Annotated in this window: 15 protein-coding genes and 1 riboswitch; of the genes, 9 read left to right on the plus strand and 6 right to left on the minus strand. The window is 33.8% G+C overall.

Features of this window, described 5'->3' with window-relative positions; translation table 11 throughout:
- Positions 1 to 27: 27 nt before the first annotated feature.
- Genes ES724_RS03470 through ES724_RS03485 form a run of 4 tightly spaced genes read right to left on the minus strand, consistent with a single transcriptional unit; the run spans position 28 to position 2071 of the window.
- Complete coding sequence (locus tag ES724_RS03470) at positions 28 to 573, minus strand: DUF4252 domain-containing protein (RefSeq protein WP_146929608.1); 546 nt, start codon at positions 571 to 573, stop codon at positions 28 to 30.
- Positions 574 to 576: 3 nt separating this feature from the next.
- Positions 577 to 1110, minus strand: a complete 534-nt coding sequence (locus ES724_RS03475; RefSeq protein WP_146929610.1) for a DUF4252 domain-containing protein — start codon at positions 1108 to 1110, stop codon at positions 577 to 579.
- Positions 1111 to 1122: 12 nt separating this feature from the next.
- Entirely contained in the window at positions 1123 to 1575 is a 453-nt protein-coding gene (locus ES724_RS03480; RefSeq protein WP_146929612.1) for a hypothetical protein, read from the minus strand.
- Positions 1562 to 2071 (minus strand): RNA polymerase sigma factor, encoded by a 510-nt coding sequence (locus ES724_RS03485; RefSeq protein WP_146929615.1) that lies wholly within the window; start codon positions 2069 to 2071, stop codon positions 1562 to 1564. Before ES724_RS03485 ends, ES724_RS03480 begins: the two co-directional genes overlap by 14 nt.
- A 132-nt stretch (positions 2072 to 2203) precedes the next feature.
- On the opposite strand from ES724_RS03485, the gene ES724_RS03490 reads away from it, so the two are divergent.
- Positions 2204 to 3664 (plus strand): S41 family peptidase, encoded by a 1461-nt coding sequence (locus tag ES724_RS03490; RefSeq protein ID WP_146929618.1) that lies wholly within the window; start codon positions 2204 to 2206, stop codon positions 3662 to 3664.
- A gap of 169 nt (positions 3665 to 3833) precedes the next feature.
- On the opposite strand, the gene ES724_RS03495 is transcribed toward ES724_RS03490, so the two are convergent.
- Positions 3834 to 5768: a TonB-dependent receptor plug domain-containing protein gene (locus ES724_RS03495; RefSeq protein WP_146929620.1), complete on the minus strand. Its 1935-nt coding sequence runs from the start codon at positions 5766 to 5768 to the stop codon at positions 3834 to 3836.
- Between the two features lie 66 nt (positions 5769 to 5834).
- Positions 5835 to 6108, minus strand: a riboswitch (cobalamin riboswitch).
- A 91-nt stretch (positions 6109 to 6199) separates the two neighbouring features.
- Here ES724_RS03495 and ES724_RS03500 point away from each other — a divergent pair.
- The 8 genes from ES724_RS03500 (at position 6200) to ES724_RS03535 (ending at position 13902) form a co-directional block, all read left to right on the plus strand.
- A complete protein-coding gene (locus ES724_RS03500; protein ID WP_317129742.1) occupies positions 6200 to 7312 on the plus strand; it encodes an ABC transporter substrate-binding protein in 1113 nt (370 codons plus the stop codon).
- On the plus strand, positions 7313 to 8344 hold the full coding sequence (locus tag ES724_RS03505; protein ID WP_146929626.1) for an iron ABC transporter permease: 1032 nt from the start codon (positions 7313 to 7315) through the stop codon (positions 8342 to 8344).
- A 25-nt stretch (positions 8345 to 8369) separates the two neighbouring features.
- Positions 8370 to 9140: an ABC transporter ATP-binding protein gene (locus tag ES724_RS03510; protein WP_146929629.1), complete on the plus strand. Its 771-nt coding sequence runs from the start codon at positions 8370 to 8372 to the stop codon at positions 9138 to 9140.
- A gap of 288 nt (positions 9141 to 9428) precedes the next feature.
- Positions 9429 to 10874, plus strand: a complete 1446-nt coding sequence (gene rmuC, locus ES724_RS03515; protein WP_394345065.1) for a DNA recombination protein RmuC — start codon at positions 9429 to 9431, stop codon at positions 10872 to 10874.
- A gap of 4 nt (positions 10875 to 10878) precedes the next feature.
- On the plus strand, positions 10879 to 12027 hold the full coding sequence (locus tag ES724_RS03520; protein WP_146929632.1) for a serine hydrolase domain-containing protein: 1149 nt from the start codon (positions 10879 to 10881) through the stop codon (positions 12025 to 12027).
- A 1-nt stretch (position 12028) separates the two neighbouring features.
- Positions 12029 to 12397 carry a hypothetical protein gene (locus ES724_RS03525; RefSeq protein WP_026838274.1) on the plus strand — a complete coding sequence of 123 codons (369 nt, stop codon included), beginning with the start codon at positions 12029 to 12031 and terminating at the stop codon, positions 12395 to 12397.
- Positions 12397 to 12942 (plus strand): acyl-CoA thioesterase, encoded by a 546-nt coding sequence (locus ES724_RS03530; RefSeq protein WP_146929635.1) that lies wholly within the window; start codon positions 12397 to 12399, stop codon positions 12940 to 12942. Before ES724_RS03525 ends, ES724_RS03530 begins: the two co-directional genes overlap by 1 nt.
- The gene (locus ES724_RS03535) at positions 12943 to 13902 is read left to right on the plus strand and encodes a bile acid:sodium symporter family protein (protein ID WP_146929638.1); all 960 of its coding nucleotides are present in this window, start codon (positions 12943 to 12945) and stop codon (positions 13900 to 13902) included.
- 13 nt (positions 13903 to 13915) lie between these two features.
- On the opposite strand, the gene ES724_RS03540 is transcribed toward ES724_RS03535, so the two are convergent.
- Complete coding sequence (locus ES724_RS03540; protein WP_146929641.1) at positions 13916 to 14308, minus strand: DUF423 domain-containing protein; 393 nt, start codon at positions 14306 to 14308, stop codon at positions 13916 to 13918.
- Between the last annotated feature and the right edge of the window lie 4 nt (positions 14309 to 14312).

Genomic DNA, 14312 nt, shown 5'->3' on the forward strand with positions numbered 1-14312 from the left:
TTGTTGTTGTGCAATGCACTGTTCAATTTACATTTGGTCACTAGAAAGCATCTTGGAAATACCTTCCAGACCACCCATATCTATATCTCCTTTTTGAAGAGATCTCACCAATTGTAAAATATCTGATGGATTCATATTATCTCCTAAGACTCTAGCGATTCCCATCCCCTTCATTTCATCTTCTCCATAAACTATAATTTCATCTACAGCTTCCTCACTACCTGTGTAATACACGGCCATTTTAGAATTTCCTCCACCATACTTCATTAGAAGCTGATATTTTTCATCCTTCAGGATATTAATTATCTTAGCTTTTTCAGCATCTATTTTAGTTTGATTTTCCCGCTTCTTAGGTATCGCTAAAATATTGATCTTCTTAACTGTTTCCAATGTCTTTTTCTGGTCTACAGTTAACTTTTCTGTATTTGCAAATAGACTAGTTGGAACATCTACAGCAACAAATTCCTTGTCACCTTGATTATCCACATAATATTCTTGCAAACTTTGATTATTATCGCAAGACATCAGAAGAAGAACTGTGCCTAAAAGAGTTATACATTTAAAAAAATTCATGATTTATATTTTAGATTTTTTATTAACTTTTTTTAATTCTTCAGCACCTGGAACTTTTAGGTCGGTTGCTAATTTAGAAAGTTGTGTAAGATCTATATCCCCTGTTATACTTAAGATCATAGAAATTGGCTTTCCGTCTTTTTCTCCATCCATGAACATAAAAAGTTCACTTACAAAATTATCGTTTCTACCTGGTTTAGAATAAAATTTAATATTCTTCCCATCTTCATTTACTCTCATTAACTGCTCTAAAGATCCTTTACTTAAGTAGGAAGCAACGTCTGATTGCATTTGCGAGCGTACTCCCGGTGCAGCACTAGAGAACATTCTTATTTCCTTTAAATTCTCAATAAGCTTAATATATTGTTGTGCTTCTGGATCTGTGGAGCTTAAGTCTACTTTAGCCAATAACTTGAACATTTTACTGGTCATGATCATGGCATCTACTTCTTTCATGTTTTCATATTTCTCAAAACTCTGAGAATATCCTAGAAGTGAAACTAAACTTAAGGCAATAACTAAAATTGATTTTTTCATGGTAATTAATTTTTATTGTTCTTTGATAAATTTGTTTTTGGTTTTATTGAATTCATTTAAATACTCTAGATCTTCTCTTCCATCACTAAAAACATCTGCCACCATCTGTAGTGTTTCTTTTGTTTTTAAATAAGCTTGTTCAGGGTCTTCGATAGTTCCTAAATTTTGATCTTCTAATTTCTTATTAGTTAAATTGTTAAAAAACAAAAAACCCATTATTATTAAAATACTTGCAGCAACTCCCGCATAAGCCCATTTCCTAGTAGGAGCAGATTTTAATCGGGAATCTTTTGGATACTTGATCTTTCTTGATTCAATATTAAAATTGAAAATACTTTTATAAGCAATAAATTCTTTTGGAACTTCTTCAGAACTAAAATACTTCTTTAAATCCCTTTCCTCCTGAAGAGATGTCTCTCCCTCCTCATATTTCTGCAATAAATTTCGCAAATCATTTAATTCCATATCCATGTATTTTAAGTAACTCTTCTTTTATTTTTTTTCGTGCTCTAGAAAGCGTAACCCTAATTGCTGGTTCATTCATCTTAGTAATTTTAGCTATTTCGCTATAATCATACTCTTCAATATCCCGCAACTGAAAGATCACCTTTTGCTGTTCCGGAAGCATTTCTACAATTCTTTCTATATGCTTCATCTCGTCATTCAACTCAGCCTGTGAATGCACCGATAATTCATTACTATCATAATTACTGTGAATTATGCTTAAATTATTATTAGACCTAGCTTTTAATTGATCCAAACAGTAGTTTTTAGTAACCGATATCATAAAAGCTTCTATATTGGCATAGTCCTTGACCTTATTCTTTCGATTCCAGATCTTTAGGATCACTTCCTGGGTTGCATCTTCAGCTGCTTCTTTAGATATAAGCAAACGAAGTGCCAAACGGAACATTTTATCTTTGACGGGATCTATTAACCTTAAAAAGGTATGATGTTTCATTAAGTTGGTTGGTTGGTTTATAACCCTCTTATACTTAAGACGATTTATATCAAACTTTGTAACAACAATTTTGTATTTATTGCAATTTTGTCATTAATTTTAGAATCTTAATTAAAAACGATTAAAACTACTATGAAAATTTTTAAAACCGTACTACTTACCCTTCTATTTAGCACATTTTTTGTCTCTTGTTCCAAGGATCAAGATGATGAAAAGCCGCCAATAGTTGAACCTACTGCCGACTTAACAGTGGAAAATTTTATCTACCGCGGAATGAATGAAATATACCTATATAAAGCGGATGTTCCTGTTTTAGCAAATAGTTATTTTGCTTCTCAAACTGAAAAAAATGATTTTCTAGATAATTATGCATCTCCAGAAGATCTTTTTTATGATGGTTTAACCGCATCTCAAGACAGATTTAGCTTTATAGTTGACGATTATGTTGATTTAGAAAGGACATTTAGTGGAGTTAGTAAAACAAATGGACTGTCATTTGGTTTAGTTTACAACAATTGCGGATGTAGTGAGATCTTTGCATATGTACGCTATATATTGCCTAATACTCCTGCTGCTGCATCAGGGCTTAAAAGAGGTGACATTATATCTAGAATAGACGGACAACAATTAACCGATACTAATTTCGAGGAATTATTTTCCCCAGATGCATTTACTGTTGGTCTTGCCACATTAGAACAAAGTGGCACCACTAAAGATATAGATCAAACTTTTGACCTTACTAAAATCGCTGATTATAATACAAACCCAGTTTTTATCGCTAAAACCTTAGATGTTGATGGGCAAAAGGTTGGTTACCTAATGTATAACAGTTTTACTTCAGATTACGATCCTGAATTGAATGATGCATTTGGTCAATTTAAAGCAGATGGAGTTACAGATCTTATTTTAGACCTTCGTTACAACGGTGGAGGATCTGTGAGAACTGCTACGGACCTTGCGTCAATGATTACAGGGCAATTTCCTGGCGAATTATTTATGAAGGAATTTTGGAATGCAGAATATCAAGCTTATTTTGAAAGTACTGAAGAATTAAAAATGAGGCTTTTAAATAACTTTAACACCACTTTAAAAACTGGCGAAAGCATAAATAGCTTGAATTTAAGCCGGGTATATGTGATTACTACGAATCGTTCTGCTTCCGCAAGTGAATTGGTGATCAATGGTTTAAATCCTTACATCAATGTTATACAAGTAGGAGAAACCACTACTGGTAAATTCCAAGCTTCTCTTACACTTTACGACTCTCCAAACTTCGGAAGAAATAATGCGAATTCTAGCCATACCTACGCTATTCAGCCTTTAGTATTGAAATCGGTTAATTCTGCTGGAGTATCAGATTATATCAATGGATTAGATCCAGATATAGCAATAGATGAAAATATTAGAGAACTAGGAGTTTTAGGAGAATTAAGTGATCCAATGCTTAATACTGCTGTAAATACGATTCTAGGAAATAGAATTAGTGTGAATACAGATTTTACTAAATATAAATTTGTTGGTGAAAGTTCAATGCAAGATCTTAATTACCAGAGAATGTATATTGATAAAGTGCCTGCGGTTATTGAAAAATAATTTTGAGATATTTCTCAATAAAAAAGGGTTTCAACTAAGTTGAAACCCTTTTTGTTTTATTTTGACTAGGGAAACAAGAACTCCGAAGCAGGACCAAAAGGTATAGATTTCAGAAAATAATTTTATGATCTCAATACAAGCTTCGAGAAATTAAACCCTCAATGAGGGATTAAAAATTCAAAGTCATTCCAAATCTAGCATTTCTGCCACGTGTGTTAAATCTATATATTTCTTCATAATCTTCGTTGGTTAGATTACTGATCCCTCCAAAGATCTTTATATTTTCATTCACTCTGTGGCTTATATAAAAATCTAGCAAATTATAACTTTTTAATGTCACCTCTTTACTTTCAAAAGTTTCATTATCGAAAAATGAATCGGTTCTATCATCATTAAATTGATATGTCAAGGATGCGAAAGAATTAGTTGAAATATTATAATTGAGAGAAGCATTTAACTTGTGCTTTGGAATTCTCAAAGCAAATCTTTCTTCAGCTTCAGTAAAAGTGTAATTGGTTTTAAACTTCAGTTTATCAGAAAAAGCATAATCCAGCTCTAGCTCTACTCCACTTGCATTGAACTTTTCATCTATATTTCTATATTCAGAAATAAAATTAACAGGATCTACCGTTACAAAATCTATGTAATTAGTTGTTTCTCTATTAAAATAAACCGCACTAAACCTAAGCGCCTCTGAGTTGAATTCTAATCCTGCTTCAACTGTAGCACTTTCTTCTGGATCTAAACCTATATTCCCAAAAGTACTGTCATACAATTGAAATAATGAAGGAGTGATATACGCCGTGCTATAAGAAGCCAAGGCTTTTAAATTGCCGGTTTTTAGTTTAAAATTATAAGATGGATTAATATTATATACCAAATTTGTACCGTATTCACTATGAATATTTAGCCTAGCTCCGGTGTTAATATTAAGTCCGTTTTCAGAAATATAAACCAGATTTACGTAAGGATCTATAATATCGAAATCTGCAACATCCTCACTTACCGTTTGCGCAAATTCGGTTTCTCCAAAAGGGATGCTATAACTATTAAAACTGCTAAAGACTCCGTTTAAACCAATAATAGTATGAAATTTATTATTGAATATATATTTATTATGAGCATCAAAAGCGTACACTTTACTGTCATATTTACTTGGGAAATCAGAAATGATCTCACGTTTTAGTTCAGAATAGCTATCGCTAAATATGAAGCTTCCATTTTTATAAGTGGCTACCCAATGACTCCCCGTTCTAAACTGCTGACTATCCAAAATGTTATCTGCATCTGCATACATAAAGGCATCATCAAAAGAAGACTCAAAATCGTCGTAATTTCCGTAGAAGTAGAATTTCAATTTTTCACTTATCTTATATCCAACTCGTGCATACACATTGTATTTTGAAAATGGATTATCTTCAAAGTTTTCCTCCTCATTTTCTGAAGCTACCGCAGACATGTTTTCTGAATGTCTATTGCTAAAATTAACCTGATAATCGAATTTCGAAAGCTTTCCACTTAATCCAACAGAATTATCAAATTGAGCAATGTTATAGTTTGCATTATTTTGAGTTTGATTAGTTCCCAAAACAGATTGCAATTGCAAACCTATCTTTTTATCAACCGGAGATTTCGTGGTGATATTAATAACTGCTGTAGCAGCACCAGAACCGTAAAGTGTGCTAGATGCTCCTTTAATAATTTCTATGGAAGCTACCTGATCTAGAGGTAAAAGACGCAAATCGAAATCGTTCGAAATTGCCGAAGGATCACTTAATTGTACACCATCTACTAATATAACAACCTGACGATTTCTCCCTCCCCGAACATAATATCCTAAATTCTGTCCATCATTACTTCGGGCTCCATTAATCTCAATACCGCTTACCCTGTTTATTACTTCAGGCAAACTTTGTCCGCTGCTTCTTTCCAGTTCTTTAGTGGTTATTTTCGTAATAACCTTCCCGCTGTTTTCGCGTTTCAATTCAAATTTCGAATCGATCAGGACTACTTCATCTAAAGTGTCCACTGCTGTTTCTTTTTGTTGTCCATAGAACAATCCGGTGCACAACAAGGCACCACAAATCCATAATTTTTTTAGCATAATTAAATTTTTGCCAGGAAAAAAGATGTAGAATAACCTACACCAAACTTTTATCCCGAAAGTTTGACATTGTGTGAACATAGGCAGGTCTCCTGGCTCGTGTCCTATTGTTTACCTTCCCATGCAATATTCGCACAGTGGTTTTAAGAAGTAGTAACAATAGACATCCCAATTATTCCGATACTATCGGGAAGGGACTAAACTTACAGTTGCGGGAACAGCTTTGGATTTTTTGTTTTCTGAATAATTACTTCGGAAAACAAATCACCAAATTCCCTTTTAATTGATGCAATTTCTATTTATTAGAAGATGGCATCAAACCAAAAATTCTCTGCGAAATTAAACATTTATCTATCTTTTGCTTCAAAAATTTTAAATAATATTACTTTTGAACCTCAAATAGATGAACCTTGCATAAACTATGTATTCTTTTGTGTCTTATCATTTTCTCTTCCTGTAAAAATGAAGAGTCAAAGATTGTTTATTCAAAAGCAACTGGAGAAGTTGTTCCTGTTGAATACGCCAAAGGATTTAAAATTCAACAATTTGATGGTTATAAATTGATGACCGTGAAAAATCCATGGCCAAAAGCGGATAAAAGCTTTACCTATTTGTTAGCTGAAAAGGAGGCTAACATCCCTTCTGAGGTTCAATATGACCTCAAAGTAACTATTCCAGTTCAAAAAATTGTTGTTACCTCTACCACCCACATTCCTTCTCTAGAAATTCTAAATGAAGAACAAAGCTTATTAGGTTTTCCTGGACTTAATTATATCTCTTCAGAAAAAACCAGAGCTCGCATTTCTAAAGGTCTTGTTGCCGAACTGGGCCAAAATGAATCTATGAATACTGAAATACTTATTTCGTTAGATCCAGACTTAGTTATTGGTTTTGCTATAGACGGAAACAATAAAACGTTTAGTACCATCCAGAAAAGTGGAATTCCTGTGATCTATAATGGAGATTGGACCGAAGAATCTCCGCTAGGCAAAGCAGAATGGATCAAATTTTTTGGAGCATTTTATAACAAAGATGCACAAGCTTCAGCAAAATTTAATGAAATTAGAGACTCCTATCTTGAGTCAAAAGAATTGGCGAAAAACGCAAAATCTAGCCCTACTGTTCTAAGTGGTTCTATGTATAAAGATCAATGGTATGTGCCTTATGGAAATTCTTGGCAAGCCAAATTTATTGAAGATGCCAACGCCAATTATATTTACAAAGACACCAAAGGTTCTGGTAGTATTGCATTATCTTTTGAAAGTGTTTTAGATAAAAGTAAGGATGCAGAGTACTGGGTAGCTCCGGGGCAATTTCAATCTTTTCAGCAATTAATGGAAACTTCTTCCCATTATACACAATTTAAGGCCGTACAAGACAAAAAGGTCTTTACCTACAGTAATTCTTTAGGCACAACTGGAGGGGTGATTTATTATGAGCTAGCTCCCACAAGGCCAGATCTGGTTCTAAAAGATCTAATTTCCATATTTCACCCAGAGCTATTACCAGATTATAAGTCAACATTTTTTAAAGCCTTGCAATAAATGCCGTATACAGCTAGATACAAAGGACTTTTATTATTGCTTTTTGTTTTAGTGATATTAATGGCGCTTGTAAATGTTAGCCTTGGATCTGTAGAGATTCCTTTAAAAGATATTTTCAGCATCTTATTCACAAAGGGAACAAGCCAAGAAAGTTGGCAATATATAATTTTAGAGTACAGGCTACCAAAAGTATTTACAGCAATCTTTACAGGCTCTGGACTTGCGGTAAGTGGGTTATTAATGCAAACACTTTTTAGAAATCCATTGGCGGGACCTTATGTTTTAGGACTAAGTAGTGGCGCCAGTTTGGGAGTAGCAATAGTAATTATGGGAGCATCGGTTTTTGGAGTAGGGACCGCAGCTTTATTACTTTCAAAATGGAGCTTAGTGATTGCTTCAAGTTTAGGAAGTTTACTAGTACTTGTAGCCGTTTTATTGGCTTCAGCGAAGCTAAGGGATACTATGGCAATTCTAATTATAGGTTTAATGTTTGCCAGTCTAACCGCTGCGGTAGTAAGTGTTTTAGCCTATTTTAGTCCTGCAGCACAATTACAGCAGTACATCTTCTGGTCTTTTGGAAGCCTTGGAAATTTATCTTGGCAAGAAGTTTCAATTTTGGCGATTTTCTGGTTTCTAGGAATAGTTTTGGCAGTATTTTGTATCAAGAATTTAAATACGCTTCTGTTGGGTGAAAACTACGCAAGAAGTCTAGGAGTTAAAATAAGTACCAATAGGTTTATAATAATTATTGCTACCAGTTTACTAGCAGGGAGTATCACAGCCTTCGCAGGACCAATTGCTTTTGTAGGTCTTGCAGTGCCGCATTTGATAAGACAAGTAATTCCAACAAACGATCATAAAATTTTGCTGCCTGCTGTAATTTTTGGGGGAGCAATACTTATGTTAGTTTGCGATATTGCCGCTCAATTACCCGGAACTGAATATACTTTACCAATAAATGCAATTACTTCCATAATTGGAGCTCCTGTTGTAATTTGGTTATTGATTAGAAAACGAAAATTTATATTTTAATATCAAAACATCTATCTTAAATAAAGTGATTACCGCCAAAGATCTAAGCATTGGTTACCGAAATAAATCGGCTGATACCTGCATTGCATCTGCTATTGATCTTGAAATTGGAGAAGGCGAATTGGTTGGGCTTATAGGTGTAAATGGAGTTGGGAAATCTACGCTATTAAGAAGTCTAAGCGGTGTACAACCATACTTAAAGGGAGAAGTTTCTATTTTAAATAAAAACCTACAAAAACTTTCATCCGAAGACTTAGCAAAAACCATTAGTGTGGTGCTTACAGAGCAACCGATATCCAAAAATTTAAGTGTTTCTGAATTGATTGCTTTAGGAAGACAGCCTTATACTAATTGGATAGGTTCACTTTCTATAGAAGACAGAAATAAAATTCAAACCTCAATAGAATTGGTGAATATTGAAGCACTTAAAGATAAAAGATGCTTCGAGTTAAGCGATGGCCAGCTTCAAAAAGTACTTATCGCAAGAGCTTTAGCACAGGACACCCCTTTTATTATTCTAGATGAACCTACCACTCATTTAGATATGTATCATCAAGCATACGTGCTTAAATTATTGAAAAAGCTAACAACAGAGACCAATAAAAGTATTCTTTTTGCAACTCATGAAATTAACTTAGCCCTTCAGCTCTGTGACAAAATAATTATCATGGAAAAAGATAAGGTAATTGCTGGATCTCCAAAGGAGCTTATCGAAAAAAATGCATTTTCAAACATCTTCCCGAGCGATCTTATTTACTTCGACGATGAATCGATTTCCTTCAAAATAAGAACTTAGTAGATAAAGCACTACTATCCGCAAGTTGGTTCTTTAAATCCTTTTTTTTCTTTGCTTCGTTTCTTTTGGATGAGCAAAAGAAATGAAGGGCAGATTAAAAAAAACAATTGGTTTAAGATTTTTGAACCAAAAACGTTGGCCTAATTTTACTTAGAATAAGAGAGTAAGCCCCTATCAATGATGCTTATAAACTACTTTTTTAAAGTCATAGAAAAACTTTCGGATGTTACAGTGGATAAATTTAGAATTCAATATTATTCTCTTCAAAAGAAATTCAATTAAGTATATTTGAAGAAAGGGAATCTCTCTATGACCGAAACCATTCTAATACCCCTCATTTTTATAATATCTCTTTTCACAGGTATAGTGGTTGGGTATCTTCTTACAAAGCTTAAAATGAAAGCTTCTGTTGAAATAATTAATGCTGAAAACATTCAATTAAAACATCATTTAGAAGAAGTTAAAAATCAGCATAACAATATTTTAGAAGATATCAAAAGATCAAATTCTGAAAGCAAAGAACTTTTGGAAAAACAATTGACTAAAATTGAAACTGAACGGGAATTTATAAGAAAAGAAAAGGATTTCTTGAGTACAGAACTAGCCACTAGAAACTCGGAATTTGAAAGCTTAGCACAAAAAAATTCTGAACAAAAAAAGGAAGTGGAACAATTACAGGAGAGATTCAGCAAAGAATTTGAAAATCTCGCAAACAAGATCTTCGATCAAAAATCGGAGAAATTCACTTTGATGAATAAAGAGAATATTCAGAATATATTGGATCCACTTGGAGAGAAAATTAAAAGCTTCGAGCAAAAAGTAGATAAAAATAACACAGATTTCATCCACAGACATGCTCAACTAGGTGAACAGCTAGTACATTTAAATAAACAAAATCTTAAGATAAGCGAAGAAGCCATCAATCTAACCAAGGCATTAAAAGGTGATAATAAAATGCAGGGAAATTGGGGAGAAATGGTACTGGAAAGGGTTTTAGAAAGAAGCGGGCTTCAGAAGGACAGTGAATATTTTGTTCAGCAGAATTTTCAAAATGAAAATGGAAAAAGGGCGATGCCCGATGTAGTGATCCATCTGCCAGGAGATAAAAAAATGATCATCGACTCAAAAGTTTCTCTGAATGCTTATGAGCGCTATATGAATGACGACGATGAATCTCAAAAATCATCGCATCTTAAGAACCATGTGATATCAGTTAAAAAACGGGTTGATGAGTTAGGCGCAAAAAATTACCATGCGCTGTATCAAATGGAAAGCCCGGATTTTGTTTTGCTTTTTATTCCAATAGAAGCGGCCTTTGCAGTGGCTTCTAATAGTTATCCTCAACTATATAATGATGCTTTTGATAAAAACATAATTATTGTAACTCCTACTACCCTTTTGGCTGTTCTTAAAACGATAGATAGTATGTGGCAAAATGAGAAGCAAAAGTTAAATGCTATAGATATTGCAACTCAGGCCGGTGCTTTATACGATTCTTTTGCTAATTTAACCGAGGACCTTTTAAGGGTTGGTAAGCAAATAGGAACTGTACAGAGCACCTATGACAGCGCCATGAAAAAGCTGACTGGAAAAGGGAATCTTATTAGAAAAGTAGAACGTTTAAAAAAGCTAGGCGCAAAAGCCAGTAAACAATTAGACACTAAATTGTTAGCTCAATCTCAGGAAGATCTAGATGAAAATATAGAAACAAAGAGCAAAACTCTAACTCAATAATTATATGAAACTATTAATAAAGCTATTTTTCCTTTCTTTCTTTTTTACTAGCTCGTTATTTTCCCAAACTACTTACTTCCCAACAGAAAGCTCGTGGGAGCTTAAAGATCCTAAGGATTTTAAAATAGATGTAGCAAAGTTAAATGAAGCTATAAAATTTGCTAATGAAAATGAATATTCTGGTTCCAAAGACCTAAGAATTGCAATTTTGGATGGCTTTAAAAAAGAGCCTTTCCACGAGATCACTGGCCCAACAAAGAAACGTGGTGGTCCTACAGGTATTATTTTAAAAGACGGATATATAATAGCTCAATGGGGAGATCCAGAAAGAGTAGATATGACCTTTAGCGTAACTAAAAGTTTTCTGTCTACCACCGCCCTACTCGCTTTGGAAAAAGGATTAATTGATAATTTTGATGATCCAGTTAACAAATATGTTTGGGATGGGACTTTTGAAGGGAAACACAATGCTGAAATTACCTGGGAACACTTATTACAACAAAATTCAGATTGGAGTGGGGAACTCTGGGGTGGCTTCGATTGGGCTGATAGACCTCCCTCTGAAGGTGATTTAGACGATTGGAAAAATAGAAAATTAAATAAGCCGGGAACTGTATTCGAATATAATGATGTTCGTGTAAATTTATTGGCATATTCCCTTTTACAAGTTTGGCGCAAACCGCTTCCACAGGTTTTAAAAGAAAAAATAATGGATCCTATTGGCGCTTCTTCAACTTGGCGTTGGTTTGGATCTGATAATGCTTGGGTAGATCTTGACGGACTGAAAATGCAATCTGTTACCGGAGGTGGACATTCTGGTGGTGGAATGTTTATTAATACCCTAGATTTGGCTAAATTTGGATTGCTTTTCGAGAATAATGGAAAGTGGAACAACACTCAATTACTTTCCACTGAAACTATAAAAGAAGCAGTTCAGCCTTCTATTCCTAATTCGAACTATGGATATATGTGGTGGCTAAATAAACCGGGAGATAGAAATTGGAAAGGTCTTTCTGAAGAGATCTTTTATGCTGCTGGTTTTGGAGGAAATTTTATAGTGATAGATCAAGCCAAGAATTTAGTAATAGTTACAAGATGGCTAGAGCCGTCTCAAATAGAAACATTTATGAACAAAGTATATAACGCCTTATAATATGAAACGATTTTTATTTTATTTCCTTGGAGCACTCTTTGTATTTTATATTCTTTATTTCGTATTCGTAAGTCTAGTTCCTTATAGTGAAGGAACCAGAGCCGGCGAGCTAATAAAATTCAGCCATAAAGGAGTGATCGTAAAAACGTGGGAAGGTGAGATTAGCCAAGGAATTAGTGGAGCACAGATCTTTCAATTTTCAGTTTTAGATAGTAAGGATGAGGTTATAAAGCAGCTTCAAAAGAATGAAGGGAATTACGTAAAACTAACTTACGTGGAACGTTATACTACATTCTTCTTCTGGGGTGATACTTCCTATTTTATTACCGAAGTTGTAGAATCACAATCCCCACATTTTAGAGATCGATAATGGAAAGAAAACACAAAAAAATATCTGAATCTCAAGTAGAGATTTCCGAATTAATGCTTCCCTCCCATTCTAATTTCAACGGAAAGATCCATGGAGGTCACCTCCTATCCTTATTAGACCAGATTGCCTTTGCATGCGGCTCTAAACACTCCAGAGCCTATTGTGTAACTGCGAGTGTAGATACGGTAGATTTCTTAAAACCTATAGAAATTGGCGAATTGGTTACGCTAAAAGCGTCTGTGAATTATGTGGGCACAAGTTCTATGGTAATTGGGATAAGAGTAGAGTCTGAAAACATCCTATCTGGAAAAGTAAATCATTGTAATTCCTCCTATTTTACTATGGTAGCTAAAGATAAAGCAGGAAAATCATTACCAGTTCCTGGGCTTATCTTACAGAATGATCATGATATTAGAAGGTTTGTAAAATGTATTAAGCGAAATAAAATGAAATTTAAGCGCCAAAAGGAATTTCATGAAACAGATTTCTCTTCTAAGGAATACATTCATTTATTAGATGACTATAATGTTAAAATTGAGCTATAATTGAAATTCAACGGGTTTATTCTAAGTTTATTTTTAGCGATTTTATTGGCGTTTTTCTTTCCAAAAGCACTCTCCAATCTTCCAATTGATATAATTACCGATGTTGGAATTGCTTTTATATTCTTTTTCTATGGTTTAAAGCTCGCTCCAGAAGAATTGAAGTTGGGCTTTCTAAATTATAAGGCACATATCCTTATTCAAATTTCAACATTTTTACTTTTTCCATTACTTACCTTTTTATTTATTCCGCTTTTTGAAGGTGGAACACAATCGGAATTATGGCTTTCTGTTTTCTTTTTAGGAGTATTGCCATCTACTGTATCATCTTCGGTAGTAATGGTTGCCATTGCTAAAGGAAATCTTCCAACAGCTATATTCAATGCGAGTATTTCCGGGCTCATAGGAATATTGATAACTCCTTTATGGTTAAGTTTTTTTATGGCAAAATCTGGAGAATTCGATTTTTTAGTGATTCTTTATAAACTATGCTTACAAATTGTATTGCCTTTAGTACTCGGATTACTATTACAAGGCTATTTTGGGAAATTTGCCCGTCGCCATAATAGCAAATTAGGCTACTTCGATAAAGCAGTTATTGTGCTTATAGTCTATACAAGTTTTAGCAACTCCTTTAATTCAGGCTTGTTTGAAAGTATAAAGATTTATGATCTTTTAAAGATCACGGGTATTGTAGTTTTGTTGTTTTTCGCAATGTATTTCTTGATTGGCTTATTCTGCAAATGGCTTGGCTTCAATTTAAAAGATACGATAACCACAAAATTTTGTGGAACAAAAAAATCACTCGTTCATGGCTCTGTAATGGTAAAGATCATTTTTGGGACAAGTGCAAGTGTGGGAGTATTTTTGCTTCCTATCATGCTATATCATATCCTACAGCTTCTTGTAGTTACCATATTTGCTGAAAAATATAGAAAAAGAGTAGACCTAGTTTCAGGATAAAAACAAACTAAATTTACAGATAGATAGCAATTTCTGAAGCATTAATCGTAAACAAGATCCAACCAATTAATAATAACAAACCTCCTAATGGAGTAATTGGTCCTAAGAATTTCCATTTATTATTGTTAGCAGAACTTAAGCATAGTCCGTAAATACTGAAGGAAAATAAAATCACTCCGAGTATAAAACACCAACCCATAATTTGCTGAGAAGTTTTTATAAAAGGAAAGATTACTCCTGAAATTATTATAATTAAAGCGTGATACATTTGATATCTCACACCGGTCTCAAAACTTTTTTGAAGCTCTTCAGAAAATTTATTTTTCAAGGCATGAGCCCCAAAGGCACCAAACAATACAGACAAGCCGCCTAAAATTCCGCCAAATATTAACAATATATCTTTCATATGC

Source organism: Gillisia hiemivivida (assembly GCF_007997295.1).
GTDB lineage: Bacteria > Bacteroidota > Bacteroidia > Flavobacteriales > Flavobacteriaceae > Gillisia > Gillisia hiemivivida.